The 21,817-nt window shown below is 63.2% G+C and carries 26 protein-coding genes; 10 read left to right on the plus strand and 16 right to left on the minus strand.

Annotation, left to right across the window (positions count from 1 at the left end; all coding sequences use genetic code 11):
- Positions 1–5 precede the first annotated feature (5 nt).
- The 6 genes from EO99_RS0111115 to lgt form a co-directional block, all read right to left on the minus strand.
- Positions 6–938 carry a ribose-phosphate pyrophosphokinase gene (locus EO99_RS0111115; RefSeq protein ID WP_029618712.1) on the minus strand — a complete coding sequence of 311 codons (933 nt, stop codon included), beginning with the start codon at positions 936–938 and terminating at the stop codon, positions 6–8.
- Positions 939–1,051: 113 nt separating this feature from the next.
- Entirely contained in the window at positions 1,052–1,822 is a 771-nt protein-coding gene (locus EO99_RS0111120) for a hypothetical protein (RefSeq protein WP_029618713.1), read from the minus strand.
- A gap of 80 nt (positions 1,823–1,902) precedes the next feature.
- Complete coding sequence (locus EO99_RS0111125; protein ID WP_029618714.1) at positions 1,903–3,054, minus strand: M24 family metallopeptidase; 1,152 nt, start codon at positions 3,052–3,054, stop codon at positions 1,903–1,905.
- A 1-nt stretch (position 3,055) separates the two neighbouring features.
- The gene (gene pgeF, locus EO99_RS0111130) at positions 3,056–3,850 is read right to left on the minus strand and encodes a peptidoglycan editing factor PgeF (protein ID WP_029618715.1); all 795 of its coding nucleotides are present in this window, start codon (positions 3,848–3,850) and stop codon (positions 3,056–3,058) included.
- A gap of 126 nt (positions 3,851–3,976) precedes the next feature.
- Positions 3,977–5,074, minus strand: a complete 1,098-nt coding sequence (locus EO99_RS0111135; protein WP_029618716.1) for a class I SAM-dependent methyltransferase — start codon at positions 5,072–5,074, stop codon at positions 3,977–3,979.
- Between the two features lie 23 nt (positions 5,075–5,097).
- Positions 5,098–5,952, minus strand: a complete 855-nt coding sequence (lgt, locus tag EO99_RS0111140) for a prolipoprotein diacylglyceryl transferase (RefSeq protein ID WP_029618717.1) — start codon at positions 5,950–5,952, stop codon at positions 5,098–5,100.
- A gap of 156 nt (positions 5,953–6,108) precedes the next feature.
- Between lgt and EO99_RS0111145 the strand changes: the two genes are divergently transcribed.
- From EO99_RS0111145 to EO99_RS0111160, 4 genes are all read left to right on the plus strand, one after another.
- Positions 6,109–6,366: an accessory factor UbiK family protein gene (locus EO99_RS0111145; RefSeq protein WP_029618718.1), complete on the plus strand. Its 258-nt coding sequence runs from the start codon at positions 6,109–6,111 to the stop codon at positions 6,364–6,366.
- Between the two features lie 401 nt (positions 6,367–6,767).
- A complete protein-coding gene (locus EO99_RS0111150) occupies positions 6,768–7,268 on the plus strand; it encodes a type III secretion system chaperone family protein (RefSeq protein ID WP_029618719.1) in 501 nt (166 codons plus the stop codon).
- The gene (gene proC, locus EO99_RS0111155) at positions 7,268–8,077 is read left to right on the plus strand and encodes a pyrroline-5-carboxylate reductase (RefSeq protein ID WP_029618720.1); all 810 of its coding nucleotides are present in this window, start codon (positions 7,268–7,270) and stop codon (positions 8,075–8,077) included. The genes EO99_RS0111150 and proC overlap by 1 nt, the downstream gene beginning before the upstream one ends.
- 8 nt (positions 8,078–8,085) lie before the next feature.
- Positions 8,086–8,427, plus strand: coding sequence for a tRNA-binding protein (locus EO99_RS0111160; protein ID WP_029618721.1), 342 nt, complete (start codon positions 8,086–8,088; stop codon positions 8,425–8,427).
- Between the two features lie 2 nt (positions 8,428–8,429).
- Here EO99_RS0111160 and EO99_RS0111165 read toward each other — a convergent pair whose 3' ends face one another.
- The 4 genes from EO99_RS0111165 to EO99_RS0111180 form a co-directional block, all read right to left on the minus strand.
- A complete protein-coding gene (locus EO99_RS0111165) occupies positions 8,430–9,809 on the minus strand; it encodes an ATP-binding protein (RefSeq protein WP_029618722.1) in 1,380 nt (459 codons plus the stop codon).
- Between the two features lie 34 nt (positions 9,810–9,843).
- Positions 9,844–10,539, minus strand: a complete 696-nt coding sequence (locus EO99_RS0111170; protein ID WP_029618723.1) for a response regulator — start codon at positions 10,537–10,539, stop codon at positions 9,844–9,846.
- Positions 10,539–11,006, minus strand: coding sequence for a MarR family winged helix-turn-helix transcriptional regulator (locus tag EO99_RS0111175; protein WP_081852031.1), 468 nt, complete (start codon positions 11,004–11,006; stop codon positions 10,539–10,541). Before EO99_RS0111175 ends, EO99_RS0111170 begins: the two co-directional genes overlap by 1 nt.
- A 202-nt stretch (positions 11,007–11,208) precedes the next feature.
- Positions 11,209–11,820, minus strand: a complete 612-nt coding sequence (locus EO99_RS0111180; RefSeq protein WP_029618725.1) for a DUF1236 domain-containing protein — start codon at positions 11,818–11,820, stop codon at positions 11,209–11,211.
- 188 nt (positions 11,821–12,008) lie between these two features.
- Between EO99_RS0111180 and EO99_RS0111185 the strand changes: the two genes are divergently transcribed.
- Both EO99_RS0111185 and EO99_RS0111190 read left to right on the plus strand, forming a co-directional pair.
- Entirely contained in the window at positions 12,009–12,191 is a 183-nt protein-coding gene (locus EO99_RS0111185; RefSeq protein ID WP_029618726.1) for a hypothetical protein, read from the plus strand.
- A gap of 56 nt (positions 12,192–12,247) precedes the next feature.
- The gene (locus tag EO99_RS0111190) at positions 12,248–12,904 is read left to right on the plus strand and encodes an MBL fold metallo-hydrolase (RefSeq protein WP_029618727.1); all 657 of its coding nucleotides are present in this window, start codon (positions 12,248–12,250) and stop codon (positions 12,902–12,904) included.
- 52 nt (positions 12,905–12,956) lie between these two features.
- Here the strand turns inward: EO99_RS0111190 and EO99_RS0111195 are convergent, their stop codons facing one another.
- From EO99_RS0111195 to EO99_RS0111205, 3 genes are all read right to left on the minus strand, one after another.
- Positions 12,957–13,172, minus strand: coding sequence for a cold-shock protein (locus EO99_RS0111195; RefSeq protein WP_029618728.1), 216 nt, complete (start codon positions 13,170–13,172; stop codon positions 12,957–12,959).
- Between the two features lie 440 nt (positions 13,173–13,612).
- Positions 13,613–14,509, minus strand: coding sequence for a DMT family transporter (locus EO99_RS0111200; RefSeq protein WP_029618729.1), 897 nt, complete (start codon positions 14,507–14,509; stop codon positions 13,613–13,615).
- 116 nt (positions 14,510–14,625) lie between these two features.
- Positions 14,626–14,937, minus strand: coding sequence for a hypothetical protein (locus EO99_RS0111205; protein ID WP_029618730.1), 312 nt, complete (start codon positions 14,935–14,937; stop codon positions 14,626–14,628).
- 245 nt (positions 14,938–15,182) lie between these two features.
- On the opposite strand from EO99_RS0111205, the gene EO99_RS0111210 reads away from it, so the two are divergent.
- Positions 15,183–16,385: a pyridoxal phosphate-dependent aminotransferase gene (locus EO99_RS0111210; RefSeq protein WP_029618731.1), complete on the plus strand. Its 1,203-nt coding sequence runs from the start codon at positions 15,183–15,185 to the stop codon at positions 16,383–16,385.
- 71 nt (positions 16,386–16,456) lie between these two features.
- On the opposite strand, the gene EO99_RS0111215 is transcribed toward EO99_RS0111210, so the two are convergent.
- Positions 16,457–17,464 (minus strand): SDR family oxidoreductase, encoded by a 1,008-nt coding sequence (locus tag EO99_RS0111215; protein ID WP_029618732.1) that lies wholly within the window; start codon positions 17,462–17,464, stop codon positions 16,457–16,459.
- A gap of 95 nt (positions 17,465–17,559) precedes the next feature.
- Positions 17,560–18,798 (minus strand): PQQ-dependent sugar dehydrogenase, encoded by a 1,239-nt coding sequence (locus tag EO99_RS0111220; protein WP_029618733.1) that lies wholly within the window; start codon positions 18,796–18,798, stop codon positions 17,560–17,562.
- Between the two features lie 320 nt (positions 18,799–19,118).
- Here EO99_RS0111220 and EO99_RS0111225 point away from each other — a divergent pair, with 320 nt between their 5' ends.
- Positions 19,119–19,394, plus strand: coding sequence for a DUF2188 domain-containing protein (locus EO99_RS0111225; RefSeq protein ID WP_029618734.1), 276 nt, complete (start codon positions 19,119–19,121; stop codon positions 19,392–19,394).
- Here EO99_RS0111225 and EO99_RS0111230 read toward each other — a convergent pair.
- Positions 19,385–20,308: a LysR family transcriptional regulator gene (locus EO99_RS0111230; protein WP_029618735.1), complete on the minus strand. Its 924-nt coding sequence runs from the start codon at positions 20,306–20,308 to the stop codon at positions 19,385–19,387. The genes EO99_RS0111225 and EO99_RS0111230 overlap by 10 nt on opposite strands.
- 86 nt (positions 20,309–20,394) lie before the next feature.
- Between EO99_RS0111230 and EO99_RS0111235 the strand changes: the two genes are divergently transcribed.
- Both EO99_RS0111235 and EO99_RS0111240 read left to right on the plus strand, forming a co-directional pair.
- Positions 20,395–21,417, plus strand: a complete 1,023-nt coding sequence (locus EO99_RS0111235) for an NAD-dependent epimerase/dehydratase family protein (protein ID WP_081852040.1) — start codon at positions 20,395–20,397, stop codon at positions 21,415–21,417.
- Positions 21,414–21,794 carry a DUF6220 domain-containing protein gene (locus EO99_RS0111240; RefSeq protein WP_051679807.1) on the plus strand — a complete coding sequence of 127 codons (381 nt, stop codon included), beginning with the start codon at positions 21,414–21,416 and terminating at the stop codon, positions 21,792–21,794. The genes EO99_RS0111235 and EO99_RS0111240 overlap by 4 nt, the downstream gene beginning before the upstream one ends.
- The last annotated feature ends 23 nt before the right edge of the window (positions 21,795–21,817 follow it).

Consider the following 21,817-nt stretch of genomic DNA (forward strand, 5'->3'; position numbering starts at 1 on the left):
GAGGGTCAGTCGAAAAGGCTGGAGACAGATTCTTCGAGAGCGGTCCGGTTGATCGCTTCACCCAGCAGGTTAGCGGTGGTGACAACACGGATGTTGTGGGCAGACTGTACTGCGGTGGTGGGCTGGATGGTGTCGGTGATCACCAGCTCGCGGAGCTTGGAAGAGGTGATGCGTGCGACGGCGCCGCCTGACAACACGCCATGGGTGATATAGGCCGTCACGCTGGTTGCGCCCTGGTTCAGCAGCGCTTCGGCCGCGTTGCAGAGCGTGCCGCCGGAATCGACGATGTCGTCGACCAGCAGGCAATCCCGGCCGGCAACCTCGCCGATGACGTTCATGACTTCCGATTCACCGGCTCGCTCCCGGCGCTTGTCGACGATGGCCAACGGACAGTTGATGCGCTTGGCCAGCGAACGGGCGCGCACGACGCCGCCGACGTCCGGCGAGACGACCATGACGTTGTTGACGTCGTAGTAGTCCTTCACGTCGCGGGCCAGGATCGGCACGGCGAAGAGATTGTCGGTCGGGATGTCGAAGAAACCCTGGATCTGGCCGGCGTGAAGGTCGAGCGTCAGGACACGGTCGGCGCCGGCTTCGGTGATCAGATTGGCCACCAGCTTGGCGGAAATGGGCGTGCGTGGGCCTGCCTTGCGGTCCTGTCGGGCATAGCCGAAATAGGGGAGGACTGCCGTGATGCGCTTGGCGGAGGACCGCCGGAAGGCATCGATCATGATCAGCAGTTCCATCAGGTGGTCATTGGCAGGAAAGGACGTCGACTGGATCACGAAGACGTCCTCGCCGCGGACGTTTTCCTGGATCTCGACGAAAATTTCCTGGTCCGCAAAGCGTCTGACCGTGGCTTTCCCGAGTGGAACATTGAGATAGGAGCATATCGCATCAGCAAGTTGCCGGTTCGAGTTGCCTGCGAAAACCTTCATTGCGGTCCGCCCGTTGTGACGCTGGATGGGCGCCTTTTACCGTTGCACAATGCGAATGCAAGAGCGTTTCCGGCGCGGCCATGTTTTTTATGAACAATCGGTGACCGGTTGGCTCAGCCCTGCTGTGCCAGCTTCCATGCCACATACTCGTTGATTGTCTTCGTGGCGATGGTTTCCATGGTCGATGGCGGGACCGCAGACCAGGTCTCCTTGCCGGCCGCGGGGACCTTTTCCTGCCCCTGAAGCCGATGCAGGCGCGCTCCGCTGTTGTCGAGGATGTCCCAGACATAGACGACGGTAACGGCTTCTCCATCTTCAAAGGCGGAGAAGTACCCTTTCAGGATGTGGTCGGTGCCGGTGTCGGCGGAGGCGCGGATGGCAAGGCCGCTGGCACGCGCCTGGGCGCCGAGCTGGCGCGACAGCGGCGTGACCGACTGGACCGGCGCCCCGATGATCGGCAGGAAGCGGATCGTGCCACTGGCCGCGGATGGCGGTGCCGTCACCGTTTCCATGGCTGGCGCGGAGGGTGGTGGCGCTGCTGCCGAGAGCGGAGGTGCAGCCACTGACGGAGCAAGGGGCGACGAGGATTGCGGATCGGAGGCCGACGGTGACCGTTGACCGGCCTGCAGGGCCTGCGCCTGCGCTTCCAGCGTGTTCTGGGGCGGACGCACCTCTTCCGTCCGATAGACCGAGGCGCCATCGGTCGCGTAGGCGGTCTGTCCGGTGTTGCCCACCAGCTGATCGGCCTCCGCCTGGGTGACAGGGGTTGAGGGGCGAAGTCCGCCGCCGACGTCCACCTGCGGTGTCAGTGCGTCGCTCGTGCTGCAGGCAGAGAGGAGGGCGGACAAGCCGACGACCGCCACGGCCGTTGCCGCTATCTTCATGTCCGCCTCCGTCCTCTGCGCCGCCCACGCGACCTTATGTGCCGGCTTTCCCCCGTGTCAATTGCGCCTTCTCGCCGGCCTCAGCTGATGATCAGCTCGAGCCCGTGCCGCGACAGCGCCTGGGGGGCGTCCTCGGTGGTCAGATAGGTGTGCCCGAGCGTCATGGCGGTACCCGACTCCGAATCCATGATGATCATGTGCACGAAGAGGCTCATGTCCGGCAGGATCGGCTGCGGGTTGCCGACGTGGAACATCTGGTGCTCCATCCAGGAGGGGGAGAAGCGCGCGCCGAGGGAATAGCCGCAGGCGTTCAGCCGGTGGCGGGTCAGGCCCCGCTCGTCGAGGATGCGGGCATGCGTATCGAAGACGTCGCCGAAGGTATGGCCCGGCTTCAGCACCGACTCGATGGCCGCAATGGTCTCGGCGCAGGCCCGGTAGAGTTCCCGGTGGCGCGGTGTCGGTTCGCCGATCACCACGGTGCGCATCATCGCCGCGTGGTAATGGGCGCTGGCGCCGGCCCATTCGAGCGTCAGCTGGTCGTTCACGTCGAGCGTCCTGCGGCCTGCCTTGTAGCGGCACAGCAGGGCATCGGCGCCGGAGCCGATGATGAACTCGTTGGCCGGATAGTCGCCGCCGCCGCTGAAGACGGCGCCCTGCATCGCGGCCAGGATGTCGGCCTCGCTGCCGCCGGCCTTGATCAGCGGCAGTGCCGCGTCGAGGGCATCGTCGGCGAGTTCCGCCGCACGACGCACGTGGGCGATCTCCGCCGGGCTCTTGGTGAGCCTCAGTCCGCTGACGAGGTAGGAGGCGTCCGTGATCTGGCCGAAGGACGACAGCTGGTTGTCGAGCAACCGCGCCACACGGCCCGTCATGCCATGCGTGTCGTACTCGACGCCGATGCGGGCGCCCAGCAGGTCCATGTCGTCCAGAAGGTTCTTCAGGTCGAGCGTCGGATCGGCGTTCACCCGGTCGACCCAGACGACCACGTTGTCGATGACCGATGTCTGGCGCGCCTGTCGCAGGTCGGCCGACCGGGTCAGCAGCGTCATCGTGCCGTCGGCCTTGACGACAAGCGTCTGGAAGAAGCAGTAGCCGAAGGTGTCGTAGCCGGTCAGCCAGTACATGCTCTCCTGGGCGAACAGCAGCATGGCGTCGAGCTTCTCCTCGCGCATCCTGTCCAGAAGACGGGCGAGCCTCTCGTCAAATTCGCTTCGTTCGAAGTGAAGGGCCATCTCAAGCCTCCATGATTGCAATTGCAGAAATCTGGCGCCCGTAGTCGGGTTCGCCACGATGTGTCGTGCGCCGATAGGAGAAGAAGCGCTCCTCATCGGAATAGGTATCGAGGTCGAGGCTGGTGGCCTCGATGCCGGCATTCGTCAACCGCCTGACGGTGAGGGCAGGCAGGTCGAAATAGGCATGGCCATCTTTCTCCGATGGCGAAAAGAATTCGGCGTAGGCGGGATCGAAGCCGATGAACCGCTCGACGAACTCCGGACCCACCTCATAGCTCCTTTGGCCTATGGACGGTCCAAGGCAGGCGGTGATCGCGCCCCTGTCTGCCCCGAGCATGACCATTGCTTCGATGGTGTTCTCCAAAACCCCTCCCAATGCGCCCTTCCATCCGGCATGTGCCGCACCGATGATGCCGTTCTGACCGTCGCAGAACAGGACCGGTCCGCAATCGGCGGCCAGAACCCCCAGAACCACACCGGGCGATGCCGTGACCAGCGCGTCGGCCTTCGGGCGCTCGCCATCGTAGCTGCCGTCGACTACGACGACATCCGGGGAATGGATCTGATGCACCGTTGCCAGACTTTCAAGCGGGCGGGCGAACCAGCCGGCCACCCGGGCACGATTTTCCATCACGTGCTCCATCGTGTCGCTGGAGCCGACGCCGACGTTGAGGCCCTGGTAGATGCCCTGGGAAACACCGCCCTGGCGGGTGAAGAAGCCATGGCGGATACGTCCCCTGCCACGGTCTGCCAGGAGCCGGCTTTCGATCGGCGTCGGCGCGGATTGGTCCTTCATGGGGCGGCTGTCTCGCTGTTTTATGGAGGATGAGGTGGCCGCGCACGGCAGCGGCGCAGGTTCGGGTGCTGCTTCTGTCCCCGATGTTGGCGTATCCGCGCGCCGGCTGTCAATCTGCGAGACTGCTTATCCAACCGGACGGAATGGCGTCAGGTCGAGAGCCGGGGAGGAAACGGCGATGACCTTGAAAAGTTCGCCCATCTTGCCGGCGCCCTCTCCGGCGAGTCGGTCCACGGCTGCGGCTACAAGTTTCTGCGCGGCAGGTTCCTTGTCTCTCGCGAGAGCGGCTGCGCGTTCGGCAAGGCCGAGACCATAGAGGAAGTCGCCCTGTCGCAGCCCGCCGTTGAGATGTACGCCGGCTCCGACGGCAACCCTGGCCAGGTCCTCGAAGTCGACATGACTGGTGAGGTCGGCTTCGCCGGGATGGGCCAGTGGCGGATCATATTCATGGGCGCGCAGCGCCTGCAGCGTATCGCCGAAGCCGGTGACCATATGGCCGTAGTCGATGATGAGCGCGGTGCCGCCGGACTGGCGAAGCCGCTCGCAGAGCGCGAGCATGACCGCCTGGCGCGCCGGCGCAAGCTCGAAGATCGTGCCGTCGGGCGGCGGCGCTCCGGCGGGCAGGATCTGCGGATCGAGCGTCGCGACGCCGACTGTGAAGGTCAGTTCGTCGTCGGCATCCAGGCCGACCAGCCGCTCCCGAAAGCCGGTCGGCGTCTTGACGAACTGGCGGATGGGGATGGCGTCGAAGAGTTCGTTGGCGGCGATCAGGGTGAAGCCGTCCGACACATTCTCGAAGCTGTCGTGCCACTGGACCTTTGTCGAATAGGCCTCCAGCGTCACCCGCTGGATGCCCCTCAGGCGCTCGCTGGTCTCGACCAGATGGACGGTCATGTCGTCGAACATCTGTGGCGACAGCCTGCTGATGACCCGCAGCATGTCGGCCATCATCGTGCCGCGTCCCGGGCCGACTTCGACCAGCTGCACCCCGGAGGGCGAGCCGTGGCGCTGCCAGGCGTGGACCATGAAGATGCCGACCATCTCGCCGAAGAGCTGGCTGATCTCGGGAGCGGTGATGAAGTCGCCGGCCGTGCCGAAGGGTTCGCGGGTGCGATAGTAGCCATATCGCGGATCGGCGAGGCACATCGAGAAATAGTCGGTGACGCTGATCGGGCCAGTCGCACGGATCAGAGCCTTGATCTTCTGCGCCAGCGGTGAACTCATGGGCGGACCATCCTTCCCCACGATCACGACGAAGGACTGACGCGGGCACGCGCCATCAGCCAGATCCCGACGGCCACCATCGGCAGCGACAGCAGCATGCCCATGGTCAGCCAGCCGAAGGCGAGATAGCCCAGCTGGACATCGGGCTCGCGGAAGAACTCCACGAAGATGCGGGAGAGGGCGTATCCGACGCCGAAGGCGCCCGCGATGAAGCCGGGGCGCTTCAAGGCCTTGGCCCAGAACACCAGCATTGCCAGCACCACGAGCAGCAGGAGGCCCTCGAGGCCTGCCTCGTAGAGCTGGCTCGGGTGGCGGGCGAAGGGGCCGCCGGTCGGAAAGACGACGGCCCAGGGGGCGTCGCTGAGGCGTCCCCAGAGTTCGCCGTTGACGAAATTGGCAAGGCGGCCGAACAGCAGGCCGAAGGGAACGACGGCCGCGATCGTGTCCAGCATGCTGAGCACCGGAATGCCGTTGCGGCGCGAAAAGAGGATGATCGCCAGGATCGCGCCGACAAAACCGCCATGGAACGACATGCCGCCATTCCAGATCTCGATCGCCCGGATCGGGTTCTGCGCGATCGCCGCAAAATCATAGAACAGGATATAGCCGAGCCGCCCGCCAAGAACGATGCCGACCGCGACCCAGACCATGAAGTCGTCGAGATGGGCCGCCGTGATCGGCGAGCGATCGTGCGGCCACAGGTGATCCCGCCGCGCGATCTGCCGCGCATAATACCAGCCGCAGAGGATGCCGACGACATAGGCCAGCCCATACCAATGCACGGCAATCGGCCCAAGCGAAAAGGCAACCGGATCGATCTCCGGAAAGGGCAGGAGCGCAAACAGCTTCAGGCTATCGGTCAAAACGGAAGTATCCATCTGTGCATAAGTGCGCGCGAAAATGACGACAGCCCCTACGGTGGTCAAGGTGAATCTCTTCCGACAGGCAATCGTGCTTGCAAGGCGGGCTGCCAAACCCTACTTCATCCACAGAGATGATTGCAGGCCTCGGCCAAAACGATGGAGTTGAAGACCATGTCCAGCGGCACCAACCGTATCCTCGACGACTTCGCCAAGCTCATGACCGATGCTGCGGGCGCAGCCCAGGGCCTGCGCCGCGAGGCGGAGACGGCCTTCCAGGCACAGGCCGAGCGCTTCCTCAACAACATGGACATCGTCAAGCGCGAGGAATTCGAAGCCGTTCGCGAGATGGCTGCGCGCGCCCGCGACGAGAACGAGGCCCTCAAGGCTCGCATCGAGGCGCTTGAATCAAAGCTTGGTTCCCAGGGCTGATCTCACCACGTTTCGAACCTGGCGAACGGTGGTCTTCCGCCACCGTTCGCATTGGCGTTTCCGGCGCCATGAGATGGCTAACAATTGATTAATTTTTGCAGCCTGTGGACATCTCGAAAAACGCAATCCGCAGAGTCTCTTAAGAGTCCCGGCTGATCTCCTGCCGGAGGAGCCTCGACATCTCTCCACCGCTAATTGCAGGACTGGGGGCTGGCAGTCGGACTCCGTGACTATACACTGATTTTAAATGATGATTCGAAACGGCTGGTAAGCTTGAGGCAGGGTGGCGGCGTTATGGTGCCACTGTCGGACGATCATCTGAATTGGTGTTTCCGGTGGTCCGTTCTGCGTCTCGCGTACTTTCACGAACGCCGCATTATCCCCGGTCAAGAAGGTGCTGCATGAGTCTCATAGATTTTGCTTTCGAGCGACAGTCCAATCCCGTCGACATGATCGAGGTCGTGGCCGCATCGAACGACTGGACGTTCGAACGATCCGGAGAGGATGAGATTGCCATGACGGTAGAAGGCCGCTGGGCCGACTACCATGTCTCCTTCTCCTGGATGGAGGATTTCGAGGCGCTGCATCTCGCCTGTGCCTTCTCCATCAAAATCCCCGACATCCGCGTCAACGAGGTCATCCGGCTGCTGTCGCACATCAACGGCCAGGTGCTGATGGGGCATTTCGACCTCTGGCGCCAGGAGGACGTGGTGATCTTCCGTCAGTCCCTGCTCCTGGCAGGCGGTGCCGAGCCGACTAACCAACAGGTTGAGGTGCTGCTCTCCAGCGCTCTGGAAGCCTGCGAGACCTATTTCCAGGCTTTCCAGTTCGTCGTCTGGTCCGGCCTCGATGCCAAGAGCGCCATGGATGCCGTCCTGTTCGAAACGGTGGGCGAGGCCTGATGCGCTCCGGATCGATCGTTCTCGTTGGCGCCGGCAATATGGGGGGCGCCATGCTCTCGGGCTGGTTGAGGAACGGCATTCCCGGCGCCAGCATCACTGTCCTCGATCCCTCGCCATCGGAAGTGATGGCGCAGCAGATCGAGGAGGGGGGCGCGCGACATTTCACGGCGCCACCCGAAAGGCTGCTGGCCGAGGTGATCTTTCTGGCGGTGAAGCCCCAGGCGATGGCAACGGTGTTGCCGCCGCTGAGACGGATCGTTTCCGCCGAAACCGTGGTGGTCTCCGTTGCTGCCGGCACGACGCTGAGCTTTCTCGAAAGCCATCTTGGCGAGGCTGCCATGGTTCGGGCCATGCCGAACACGCCGGCGATGATCGGCCGTGGCGTGACCGGCGCCTTCGCCAATCCCAAGGTCACCGATGTGCAGAAGGCGCAGGTCGATGCGCTCCTGAAGGTCAGCGGCCCGGTCGAATGGGTCGGCAAGGAGCATGACATCGATGCCGTCACTGCCGTTTCCGGCAGCGGGCCGGCCTATGTGTTCTATCTCGTGGAATGCATGGCCGAAGCGGGTCGCAAGCTCGGCTTGCCTGCGGATCTTGCCATGCGGCTGGCGCGGGAAACGGTCTCCGGTGCGGGCGAACTCCTGCACCGTTCACCGGAGCCGGCGTCCCGGCTTCGCCAGAACGTGACCTCGCCGGGCGGGACGACTGCTGCGGCACTCGCCGTGCTGATGGCGGAAGACGGCATGCAGCCCTTGTTCGACAAGGCGCTTGCCGAAGCCCGCAGACGGGCTGAAGAACTCGGCAGCTGAGGTTCGATATGGCGAACGAGATCACCTACGACGACTTCGAGAAGGTCGACATCCGCACCGGTACCATCATCGAAGTGCTGCCGTTTCCGGAAGCCCGCAAGCCGGCGTGGAAGCTGAAGATCGATTTCGGGCCAGAGATCGGCGTGAAGAAATCCTCGGCGCAGATTACCGTCCACTATCAGCCGGATGAACTGCTTGGCCGTCAGGTTCTGGCTGTCGTGAATTTTCCACCCCGGCAGATCGGTCCATTCCGGTCCGAGGTGCTGACGCTGGGTTTCGAGGATGAGACCGGCGCGATCGTGCTTGCGGCCGTCGAGCGGCCGGTGCCGAACGGTCGCAAGCTGATGTAGCGTCAGGCCGGCACGCGAACCGTCGCCCGCAGGCCGCCGAGAGGACTGTCCCCGAGCGTGACGTTGCCGCCATGGCCATGGGCGATATCGCGGACGATGGACAGGCCGAGCCCGGTTCCGGAGGTGTCGATGTTGCGCGCCTCATCCAGCCGGAAGAACGGCTTGAAGACATCTTCCCTCGCAGCCGCCGGTATCCCGGGTCCATTGTCGTCGAAGGTGAGGGTCAGCCAGCGGGCCGTGTGCCGGGCTTCGACATGGAGGCGGTCGGCATAGCGTCCGCTGTTGCCGGCCAGGTTGTCGACGAGGCGGGAAAACGCGTTCGGGCGTACCGCTATGGTGTCGTCGCCGTCGATCTCGTAGGTCATCGTCTTGCCCTTGAGCTCGAAATCGCCTTTGACCTTTCCAAGAAGATCGCTCAGTCGCAGCGTGCCGACGTCCTCCTCGGATTCGCCCTTGGCGAAGGACAGGTAGCCTTCCAGCATGTTCTGCATCGCGTCGACATCCTCGCTCATGCCCTGCAGCTCGGGCTTGTCGCCCGCCAGCGCCAGCTGAAGCTTGAAGCGCGTCAGGATCGTGCGCAGATCGTGGCTGACGCCCGACAACATGGCGGTCCGCTGCTCGATCTGCCGCTCTATGCGTTCGCGCATCAGGATGAAGGCCGACCCTGCCATCCGGATTTCGTCGGCACCGCGCGGGGTGAAGTCCGGTATCCTCTGCCCCTTGCCGAAGGCCTCGGCAGCGCGCGCGAGGAAGAGGATCGGGCGGATCTGGCCGCGCAGGAACAGAACCGAGATGGCCGTCAGCAACAAGGCCGTCCCGGCCATCCAGACCAGAAAGATATGCGTATTCGACGCATAGGTCTGGTTGCGCCGGGTAAAGACCCGAAGGATGTTGCTGTCGAGTTTTATGCGGATTTCCACCAGTCGGCTGTCGCCGACCGTGTCGATCCAGAACGGGCGCTGGATCCGGTCGCTGATCTGGTCGGACAGGATCCCGTCGAGGATGGAAAAGAAGGGCTTGCGCCGCGGCGGCGGCAGTTCGCCGCCCGGTTCGATGATGATGCTCAGGTCCAGCTGCTGGTCGGCGATTCGCGTGACGGTGGCGTAATTGTCGTTGCTGGGGAAGGACTCGATCATCTCGATGATGGCAGCGATATCGCGTGTCACGCCTTCCGAGAGCCGCTCGGTCACCATTCGCCAGTGGCGCTCCATGAAGACGGCGGCCACGACGGTCTGCAGCAGGATCATCGGAATGATGACGATCAGGACGGAGCGGGTGTAGAGCCGCGTCGGCAGCATCCGCTTGAACCGGCGCCGGGAGGCGCGCAGGCCAGGCACCTGAAACCTGCCGATATCGCGTCTCAAGCTGTCGAACAGTGCCATCGCCCTGTCGCTCCTGTTGGCCATCCTGCCGTCGTCAATCGATGCTCAGCCGGTAGCCGATGCCCCGCACCGTCTGCAGATAGATCGGGTTTGCGGGGTCGTCCTCTATCTTGCGTCTCAGACGATTGATCTGGACGTCGATCGTCCGCTCGCCCACGTCGGCGTCGCCGCCGATCAGTTCGTGACGCGGTATGGTATCGCCGGCCCTCAGCGCAAACAGCAGCATGATTTCCTGTTCGCGATCCGTCAGCCGGATCGGCTCTGCCGCCCTGCGCAGTTCCTTGCGCAGGATGGAGAATGTATAGGGGCCGAACATGACCTGTTCGATCTTCGGTGCATCGGGGGAAGCGTTGCGCCTGAGAATATTGTTGATTCGTAGCACCAGTTCGCGTGGATCGAAGGGCTTCGACAGATAATCGTCGGCACCGGCCTCCAGCCCCGCGATGCGCGAATCCGCTTCGGCTCTCGCCGTCAGCAGAATGACGGGCGTGGTCTTGTCCCGGTGAAGCGCTTCCGTCAGCGAGATTCCCGATTCGCCGGGCATCATGACGTCGAGGATGATCAGGTCGAACTGGACCCCTGCCAGCTTTCTTCGCGCATCGGCCGCGTCGGCAGCGACCGTGATGCGAAAGCCTTGCTCGGTGAGGTATCGGTTCAGGAGGTCGCGGATACGGGTGTCGTCGTCCACGACAAGGAGGTGAGGGGCATCATCGGACAGAAGTGGTGTCATCACTCCAACTCGCTTTCAAGGACAGGAAGATTGGGGTCACGACCCCGCATCTCCCGTAAAAAATTCGCCACGGCCGTGCGCCCCTCGGGAGGCAGGGCCTCCATAGCTCGGGTGATGCGGCGTGACTGCGGCTCCGACAGGGCCAGGGCCAGTTCGCGGCCGGCGAGCGTCGGGTAAAGACGCCGCTGGCGTCGGTCCTTGGCGCCGGCCATCTGGCGAATATAACCCATTTCGATGAGTTGTTTGAGCACGCGGGCAAGGCTTTGCTTGGTGATCTTCAGAATGTCCAGCAAATCCGTCACCATCATGCCCGGGTGGCGGGAGACGAAGTAGACGACGCGATGGTGCGCCCGGCCCATTTCGATCGTCGCAAGAATGGCATCGGGATCGGAGACGAAGTCGCGGTAGGCGAAGAACAGCAGTTCGATCATCTCGAAATCGATCTGCGCCTCGTCAACTGCCGGCATGGCCGGAGGATTTTTCTTCACTGCTCTTGCTGCCGGTGCCCGCGACACACCCTGTCCTTTCCACCTGAGCCCCTGCGGAAGGCTCCTGCTGTGATCCGTCGTGCACCGATAAAGCGCGAACGGCAGCAACAATCAACCGCAATCGTCAGCGGGAGGGATAGCGGAGGGGAGGCGGAGCCGCGATTGCGGCTCCGCCGATTTTTCAGTCGTAGATATGGACGATGCGGCGGGTCTGCGGATCGACCAGAACGGGGGTGTCGTTCACGACCACGTAATCGTAGTCGTAATCCGGGACTTCCTGAATGACGATGCCAGCCGGCAGCGAGGCTCCAACGACCACGTCGTTCTGGACGTAGACAGCCTGGGAACGGTTCTGCTGGATGTAGGTGTTGACCGTTTCCGGCGGCTCCACGACCACGACATCCTCGACCGGACCGAGAAGCAGATCGCCCGGTGCGGGAGATGCTGCCGGAACGGCGCCCGTCGCCTCATAGGTCACGACCGGCACGTCGTACTGCGTGCGGTACTCTTCGACGACCACGGGAGCGCCATCGCGCTCGATGGTCAGATATTCGGCAAATACCCAGCCACGCATGCCGTTGACGTCAATGCGGCACCAGCTGCTGCCGGCGATGCAGCCGTCCATCACGGCCGCGCTGCCGCGCGTGGCAAGGCCGACCTCCGGGTATTCGTCGCCCGGGCCGGACCGGACGGTGATGTCGGAGGCCGTGACAGTGCTCATCTGCGCCTGGGCAGGGAGGGCAAGAAGCGCAACGGCGCTACCGGCCAGCAGTGCTCTGAGGAAATGGTTCATTTTCGTCTCCTGGGGTTCAACTGCAGCGGCAACGTCCCGATCGCACTCTCGTTCCTCCGGGTGCCGGCGGTGCCGCTCGAGTGTGGCGCTCTGGCCACAGGCGCTGCGGTGGTGTGAACGCGCAGCTTCGAGAGGAACCAAATGCCGGTCGAGGCCGTTGCCATCGCCAAACAGACAGGAAAAAAATCATGGCCGATCTATCGACCTCCACCGACACCACCTTTTCGTACTCCAGCCAGCCTGCACATCCGCTGCGACCGGTGTTCATCGCGGTTCTCGCTGCAAAAGTTCTGGTCGCGGCATTCCTGCTGACGACAGTCTCTATGGCGCCACCGGTTGCCGCAGAATCCAGCTACGCTGCGCTCAACTAGTTTGTGTCGGCGGTATGATGCCGCTATAGGTCCGCCCGACAACTCGGGAGTTGAGCATGGGCAGACTACAGGCCGGTATCGTTCCGGTGACCCCCTTCCAGCAGAACTGCACGATTCTCTTCGATGAGGAGACGAAGAACGGCGTTGTGGTGGATCCGGGCGGCGATGTCGCCAAGATCCTCGACGTGATTTCCCAGAACGGTCTCACCATCAAGGAGATCTGGCTGACGCATGGTCATATCGATCATGCCGGCGGCGCAGACGAGCTGAGGGAAGCGCTCGGCATTCCCGTCATCGGTCCGCATCAGGACGATCTGCCACTTCTGCAGGGGCTGGAAGCGCAGGCGCAGATGTTCGGCGTCGCCATGGCTGTCCGAAATGTCGTGCCGGACCGCTACCTGAAGGACGGGGATCGGGTGTCCTTCGACGAGCATGTCTTCGAGGTCTTCCACTGCCCGGGGCACGCGCCGGGCCATGTGATCTTTTTCAACCGGCAACAGAATTTTGCGCATCTGGGCGATGTGCTGTTCAACGGCTCCATCGGACGCACCGACCTGCCGGGCGGCGATCACGCCACGCTGCTGCGATCGATCCGCGACAAGGTGCTGCCGCTGGGCGACGAGGTCGGCTTCCTCTGCGGCCATGGGCCGGGCGGTCGGATCGGCGAGGAGCGCAGGACCAACCCCTTTCTGCAGGGCATCGAGAACGCATAAAAAAACCCGGCATGACTGCCGGGCTTCAACTCGAATGATCAAGCCTTCCGGCTTAGCCGGAGATCTGCAAGTTGACGGCCTTGGGGCCCTTGCCACGACGATCCGGTTCCGTGTCGAAGCTTACTTTCTGGTTTTCTGAGAGTCCCGCCAGGCCGGAGGCCTGTACGGCAGAGATGTGCACAAAGATATCGGCGCCGCCATTATCTGGCTTAATGAAACCGAAGCCCTTGTCGGTGTTGAAGAATTTTACAGTGCCAGTTTCGGCCATGCAGCAGGTCCTTTTCTCTCCGTCCGTGTTCAGCGTCGGACAGCATCAGAATAACGCCCCGAGGGGCGGGTGGCAGGCAGCTTTAAGAAAGGGTCCCTGTGGTTACCGCGGCATGTCGCTCAGGAAGATCGAAGTCCGCCCTTCGCAAACGCCGCCCGAAGTTTTGACGCCTTCGGAGCGCATCATTATAGGTCTTCCCATGCTCGTAAATTGCCCGAACGCAGACAGAGTGCTGTGTTTGCAGGAGTTTGGCAAGAAAAAGTTTTGCGCACGGCTTGCGCGACTCAGCAGGTCTTGATCCGAAGCAACGCGAATCTGCAGTGATGCAGGCATTTGGAGAAAGTGAGCCGGCATTCCTTTGCGCCAGGAAGTAGTTGCCGAGACTAGACTGGTGGGCTGACGCCCGCTGTCGCATTGGGCTAGAAATCCGGGCCCGTTCTCTAGGTCTTCGGGAGCGAAGACCTTCGCCGGCTCAGTTCCGGGACGATCTCCACCATGATCATGGCCGAAAAGATGATGGCGCATCCGAGATAACCTGCGGGTGGAAGTATTTCCCCCAGCAGCAGCGCTCCGAGCAACCCGCCGAAAAGAGCCTCGCTGGACAGGAAGATCGCCGCCTGCGGTGCAGTGGTATAGCGCTGGCCGATGACCTGCAGCACGAAGGCGAGACCGGAGGAAATCACACCGACATACAGGATCTCGCGTCCGGCCGAGAGGATCGCCTCAATGCTGATGGGCTCCACGAAGGGGGCTATGACCAGGCAGCAAAGGGAGCAGACGGCGAACTGGGTCAAGGAGAGCGCCAGCGGTCGCCCGGTCGTCGTGACGAAGAGGCCCGCCAGGATGATCTGGATGCCCCAGAAGAAGGCGCAGACGATGCTGAGGAGGTCGCCCTGCGTCAGGTTGCCGAGCTGGCCACCGCTCAGCAGGAAGATGCCGGTGAGCGACAGGCCTGCACCCGGCCAGATGATCCAGTGCGGGTAGCGGCGCAGTGCAATCACCGATATCACCGGCACGAAGACGACGTAGAGCCCGGTCAGGAAGCTCGAATTCGTGACCGTCGTCGTCAGCAGTCCGACCTGCTGGGTGATCGCCCCGCCGAAGAGTGCCATTCCCACGGTTGCAAACGAGAGCCATTCCCCGGTGGTGACCGGTCTCGCCGATTTGCGCGCTTCCATCAGGGCGAATGGCAGGACGGCGATCGCGGCGATCGCAAAGCGAAGCCCGACGAACCAGAAGGGGCCGATCTTTGCCATGGCCGTCGATTGCGCGACGAAGCCGCCGCCCCAGATCGCAGCGGCCAGCAAAAGGACGAGGTTTGCCTGGAGACGGGTCATATGGGCCGGACCTATGTGCGGAAACGGCCTTGGCAGGCCTCAAGGGAAGCCGCACGAACTATCAGCGCCGCCCGGCGCCGGCAAGGGCGCCGCATGGCTTCGCGTTTGGGAGGATCTTACTTCGTGCGCTTCAGTTCCGCCTTCACGGTGTCGCGAAAGCTTCGTCGCGACAGCACGAAGCAGCCACCGGCCATGAGCACGAAGCCGCCAAGGAGCATGAAGAACATCAGCCGCTGGTCGGCAAAGAGGGTGGCGGCATGCAGAACGGTGGTGGAGGGGAAGGGCGACGCGGCGATCGTCGGCACCGACGGACGTCCGATCAGGACCAGCAGCATCACGGCACAGCCGATCAGCGCAAGAAAAGCGAGCGGAAAGGGCGACCTGAGCAGCCCCAGCCGATTTGTCTTCTTCTGGTCGTCGATGAACATCATCCGTCTCCAGCTCGGTCAGTCACGGCGACTAGGAGGCAGTGCAAGAAGGGCAGATTTGAGGCAGCGGCGATCATCGCCGATGTTTGCCTGGAAACGTGGCGCAGTTGCATCGCGAAAGTCCGGCCGGGAGCAACCGCTTGCGCTTTCGGCTTGAAACCCCGTGTCACATTCGACATACAACCTGTCGGCGGATATCGGCGCGCGGTTCCGCCTTGTTCAACAGACCTTTCAGGACCCAGATCATGGCCTTTCTCGCCGACGCACTTTCCCGCGTAAAGCCTTCCGCCACCATCGCCGTCTCACAGAAAGCCCGCGAACTCAAAGCGCAGGGTCGCGACGTGATCGGTCTGGGGGCCGGCGAGCCGGATTTCGATACGCCGGACAACGTGAAGAAGGCGGCGATCGATGCGATCAATCGCGGCGAGACAAAGTATACGCCGGTGTCCGGCATTCCCGAGCTGCGCAAGGCAATCTCGGAAAAGTTCAAGCGCGAGAACGGTCTCGACTACAAGCCGGAGCAGACGATCGTCGGCACCGGTGGAAAGCAGATTCTTTTCAACGCCTTCATGGCGACGATGAACGCAGGGGATGAAGTCGTCATTCCCGCACCCTACTGGGTGTCCTACCCGGAAATGGTGGCGCTTTGCGGCGGCACGCCCGTGTTCGTGAAGACGACGCAGGAGAACAACTTCAAGCTGACGGCCGCCGATCTCGAGGCCGCCATAACGCCGAAGACGAAGTGGTTCCTGTTCAACTCGCCGTCCAACCCGTCCGGCGCGGCCTACAGCCATGACGAGCTCAAGGCGCTGACGGATGTGCTCCTGAAGCATCCGCACGTTTGGATCCTGACGGACGACATGTACGAGCACCTGACCTTCGGCGACTTCAAGTTTGCGACGCCGGTGGAAGTGGAGCCGAAGCTTTACGACCGCACGCTGACGATGAACGGCGTCTCCAAGGCCTATGCGATGACCGGCTGGCGCATCGGCTATGCGGCCGGTCCGCTGGAACTGATCAAGGCCATGGACATGATCCAGGGCCAGCAGACATCGGGCGCCTGCTCGATCGCCCAGTGGGCGGCCGTCGAGGCCTTGAACGGCCCGCAGGACTTCGTCGCGAAGAACAAGGCGATCTTCGAAGGCCGCCGCGATCTGGTCGTGTCGATGCTGAACCAGGCGACGGGCATCAAGTGCCCGACTCCGGAAGGTGCCTTCTACGTCTATCCGTCCTGCGCCGGACTGATCGGCAAGACCGCACCGTCGGGCAAGGTCATCGAAACCGACGAGGACTTCGTGTCCGAGCTTCTGGAAGCGGAAGGCGTTGCCGTCGTTCACGGCTCCGCCTTCGGTCTCGGTCCGAACTTCCGCATTTCCTATGCGACCTCGGAGGAACAGCTCGAGGAAGCCTGCAAGCGCATCCAGCGCTTCTGCGCCAGCTGCCGCTAAGCTCGCCTCGCATTACAAGAAAGCCCGCCAACCGGCGGGCTTTTTTTGTTGCAAAGTGGGTATTGGCTGGATCAGGGGCCACCGTTTCCGCCGGTCGCCCCGAAGATCTGGCCGGTCGAGTAGCTGGATTCCGGCGATGCCAGCAGGACATAGACCCCGGCCAGTTCCGCGGGCTGCCCCGGACGCCCCAGCGGCGTGTCCGAGCCGAATTCGACGAGGGCATCGGTCGGCTGGCCGCCGCTCGGCTGCAGCGGTGTCCAGAACGGTCCCGGCGCCACGCCATTGACGCGGATGCCTTTCGACGCAACCTGTTTCGCCAACCCCTTGGTGAAGTTCTCGATCGCCGCCTTTGTCGCCGAGTAGTCGAGGAGGTTCTCGGGCGGGCTATAGGCGACGACAGAGGTGGTGTTGATGATCGTGGAGCCGGGCTGCAGGTGGGACAGCGCAGCCTTGGTGATCCAGAACATCGCATAGACATTGGTCTTGAGCGTGTCGTCGAGCTGCTGTGTGGAGATGTCGGCGAGCGAGGCGGCCGACTGCTGCCTGGCCGCATTGTTGACCAGGATGTCGAGGCCGCCGAGCTGCTCCACCGCATCGGCGACGAGCTGCTGGCAAAATGCCTCGTCGCGGATATCGCCCGGCAAGGCGACTGCCTTCCGGCCTTCGGCTCTGATCAGCTCGAGCACTTCCTGCGCATCCGGCTCTTCCTGCTCCAGATAGCCGATTGCGACATCTGCGCCTTCGCGTGCATAGGCAATCGCTGCAGCGCGACCGATGCCGGAATCGCCGCCGGTGATCAATGCCTTCCGGCCGGCGAGACGGCCCGATCCCTTGTAGCTTTCCTCGCCATGGTCGGGCCTCGGCTCCATCCGGCTCGTCAGACCGGGCCATTCCTGGGACTGACGGGGAAAGGGAGGCTGCGGATATTTTGTCGTCGGATCCTGCAACGGCTGTGGCGCCGCCGCAGCTGGTGCCGCCGACTGCGCGCGTGCGGTTCCCGCCAGCGCAGCGACGGCGACGCCGGTCGACAGGCCTCCCAGGACGAGACGTCGCGACGGGTTGATTTCATTGTTGCTCATAGGGTGTCTCCAGTTGGTGCAGTGCCCCAACTGGAGATGGTGCCGTCAGTTCCGATCGTCACGGAGCCGTGAAGACCGGAGCGTCAACAGAGCGATCAGTCTTCCTTGGTGATCCGTACGATGGTGGATTCGCCGCCGCCGCGCTGTTCCGTGACAGCATAGACGGCACCGTCCGGACCGACCTTGACGTCGCGGATGCGGGCATCCATCGGAACGCGCTCCTCGTACTGGACGCGGTCGTCCTCCATGTGAATGATTACGAGGCCCTGCGTCACAAGACCACCAACGATGAAGGCTCCCTGCCATTCCGGAATGGCATCGCCATCGTAGTAAGCCATGCCGGAGGGGGCGATCACCGGGTCCCAATAATAGACCGGCTGTTCGGTCTCGGCCATCTCGGTCACACCGTCGCCCACGGGGCTGCCGCTGTATTCCACCCCGTATGTGACTTCCGGCCAGCCGTAGTTCTTGCCGGCTTCGGGCCTGTTCAGCTCGTCGCCGCCGCGCGGACCGTGCTCCACGAGCCAGAAGCGGCCTTCGCCGTCAAGTGCTGCCGATTGCACGTTGCGGTGGCCGAGGCTCCAGATTTCTGGAAGACCTTCCTGGCCGATAAAGGGGTTGCCCTCGACAGGCTCGCCTTCCGCCGTGATCCGGAAGACCTTGCCCAAGCCGCTTGTGATGTCCTGGGCCTGGACGCGTGGTTCCGGATCCGAGCGTTCGCCGACGGTGACGTAAAGGTTACCCTCCGGGCTGAAGACGAGGCGGGAGCCGAAATGCTTGTTGCCGTCATAGCTTGGCGTCTGGCGGAAGATGACCTCGACGTTTTCCAGGCTGCCGCCGCCATCGTCATTGGTCACAAGCTTGGCGGAGGCCACGGAGGTGCCGTTGCCGTCCTCTCGCTCTTCGGCGAAGGAGAAGTAGATCATGCCGGACGTCTCGAAATCCGGACCGAGCGCCACATCGAGGAGGCCACCCTGGCCGGCGCTGAGGACTTCGGGGACACCTTCGATCTCCGGTCCTGCCTCGCCTTCTTCGGAAATGATGTGCATGGCGCCCTGCTTGGCGGTGACCAGCATCCGGCCATCCGGCAGGAACTCCATGGCCCAGAGATGCGGAAGGCCATCGGCAACGACCTCCGTGGCGATCTCCGGCATTTCCGGCGGTTGCGGTGCCCGGGTCTGTTCCTTGAAGGCCGGCTGCTGGTCGGGCGCATTGGGTGGCGCGGTCTCCACGGGGGCGCCGGGCTCAGCCCCGCTTTGCTGGGAATGTGCCGGCACGACGGCCAGCGTGGCAGACAGCATGGTCCCGGAGAGGAGAAGGATCAGTCGGTTCATAGGTGGTCACTCCCTTGTTGGCACTTGCGGCAAAGGTGCCGCCTTGCGGCTGTCACCGATCGGGCCGCGCTAAGGGTGATCTAGGGCGAGCGGGGTGGATGGCTGCACACGGGCCCTTCAAGAATAGTTTATTGCAGATGTAACGCCGAACATGCGGTTTCACGCCCCGTCCAGTGGCGCGGGCTCCGATCGGAGGAAGTGCAGTTCGTTTGCGGATTTTGCCTTCCGTTTGGAACCATGAGGTGCAGACTGCGCTTTTCCATCACCTTCGAGCCGGTCATTCCACCGGCGCAAAGGTTTTTGATCACAGGAGGGAAAACATGACCAAGGTGACGTACCAGATCGTCGAGCACGACGGTGGCTGGGCCTATCGACTCGGCGACGTCTACTCCGAGACATTCGCGTCTCACTCCGATGCCCTCCAGGCGGCACGGATCGTTGCGGCCGAGCAGCAGGTGGGCGGTGAGCCAGAAGAAATCAGCTGGCAGGACGCGAAGGGCGTCTGGCATACGGAATACAGCGACGGCGGCGACCGTCCGGAAGCCGAGGTGGTGGACGACGAGAACGACGAGCCGTCCGGCCGCCGTCAGTCCTGAGGCCGGGTCTCCCGCGCGTAGTCACGCAGGCCCTGCACCAGGGCATCGAAGGTCTTGCGCCACCGGAGACCGCCTCTCAGGTTCTCGTGCATGACGACCCATGTCTCCAGCGGCAGTTCGAAGACGTCGGGAAGGATCCGGACGAGATCCGGGTCTCTTCGCGCAACGCCCGTCTGGCAGAACCCGATACCTACGCCGGCCCGGATGGCTGCCAGTTGGGCAACGTTGCTGTCGATCCTGTAGCTCCAGTTCAGCTCGTCGAGGGCCGGAAATGTCGGCATCATCGCCTGAAAGCGGACTTCCATTGCCCTGATGAACGCCGTTTTCCGGTCGAAACCGATGAAGCGGTGGCCTTTCAGGTCGGCTGGGGAAAGCGGCATGCCGTACCGATCAAGGTAGCGCCGATGGGCATGAAGGCCGATCGGAACGTTGCCTATCCTTTGCGCCACGAGCGCTTCCTGGGCAGGATTGGTCATGCGAATGGCGATATCCGCGTCGCGCCGCAGCAGATCCTCCACCGCGTCCGAAAGCGACAATTCGATGGTCAGATGCGGATGCTCGTCCTGCAGCGCCGCGAGGATCGGCGGCAGGACTTCGATGCCGATGACGTCGCTGGCACTGATGCGCACGACGCCACTGATATCGCCCGAGGCGCCGGTCGCGTGCCGCTCCATGGCGGCCGCCGTCGACGCGAGCGTTTCCGCATAGGGCTGCAGGGAGAGAGCCGCATCGGTCGGACGCAGGCCCTGTTGTGATCGCGTGAAGAGCGGATAGCCCAAGGCCCGTTCCAAGGCCTCCACATGCCGCCCGGCCGTCGGCTGCGTCAGACCCAGATCGCGCGCCCCCGCCGACAGGGAGCCGGTCCGGAGGACGGCCAGGAAGGTGCGGTAAAGGTCCCAGCTGATGGTATTCATTTTTGAATAGCTTCTCTGCCTATGTTGCCAATTCCATATATCTCTGGCATGCCCGACAATCCAGCCATCAACCGATGGAGATTGCCATGAACAACGAAATAGTCCCAGCCCGCAGGGCCCTTGTCCTTGGAGCCACGGGTGGAATTGGTGGCCACGTCGCCCGAGGGCTTGCTGCCCGAGGGTGGACCGTGCGGGCCCTGAGCCGTGGCACGACTGGCGGTCGCGAGCTCGATCCTCGATTTCAGTGGCATGTCGGCGACGCGCTCAATGCCGAGGATGTGCTTCGTGCCGCGGAAGGCGCGGACCTCATCGTGCACGGCGTCAATCCGCCCGGATACCGCGACTGGGAAAAGCTGGTGCTGCCGATGCTGGAGAACACCATTTCGGCTGCAAGAGCGGTCGGCGCCCGGATCCTTCTGCCGGGTACCGTCTACAATTACGGGCCGGATGTCTTTCCGGTTGTCACGGAAGAGAGCCCCCAAAATGCCCTGACCCGGAAAGGAAAGATCCGCGTCGAGATGGAGCGACGCCTGCAGGCTGCCGCGATGGAAGGCGTTCCGGTCCTGATCGTAAGGGCCGGAGACTTTTTTGGCCCCGGCGCCGGCAACAACTGGTTCTCGCAGGGCGTGATCAAGCCGGGAAAACCGGTCGCCTCGTTCGGCAATCCCGGCAGCCGTGGGGTAGGGCACCAATGGGCCTACCTGCCCGATGTTGCCGAAACCATGCTGCGGCTGGTGGATCGCTCCCGCGACCTGCCGCCGTTTGCAGTCTTCCACATGGAGGGCGTCTGGGACCATGACGGGCAGCAGATGAGACATGCGATCGAGCGCGTTCTGGGGCGCCGGATCCCGGCCAAGCCCTTTCCATGGTGGCTGCTGCGTCTCGCTGCGCCTTTCGTGCCTATGTTTCGGGAGCTCGGTGAGATGCGCTATCTCTGGCGCACGCCGGTGCGGATGACCAATGACAAGCTTGTCGCCTTTCTCGGCGACGAGCCACGCACGTCGCTCGACCTTGCCATGCTCGCCACGTTGAAGGATCTCGAGTGCCTGGATGCGGACGTCAGTCCTTACGGACCTGCGACGCAGAGCGACACGGGGAGAGCGGCATGAGATCCGCAGCGGCAAAGACCGGTTTAGCCGGATCCGCCTTTCGTCTCTTCGCCCTGGCGCTGCCTGTGCTGATCCTGGTCCAGGTCTACCTGGCAGGGCTCGCCATCTTCTCGGACGGCTCTCTCTGGGCGGTTCACGGCGCGGTCGGCGGTGCCATGGGTGTGCCGATCATCGCATTGCTGCTGGTGGCCTGGCTGTCCCCGCAGCTTCGCCGGCACCGGCTCCTCACGACGCTGCTGCTCGGGCTCTATATCCTGCAGTTCGTCTTCGTCATCGCAGGCGAGGGATGGGGATTTCTGCAGGCACTGCATCCGGCCAATGCCGTTGCCATCACGGTGGCAGCGGTTCTCCTCGCAAAAGGAGCATGGTCCGAATGAAGATGTAAGGGGCGCCTTGTGGC

The organism is Pseudorhizobium marinum, from assembly GCF_000705355.1.
Taxonomy (GTDB): Bacteria; Pseudomonadota; Alphaproteobacteria; order Rhizobiales; family Rhizobiaceae; genus Neorhizobium; species Neorhizobium pelagicum.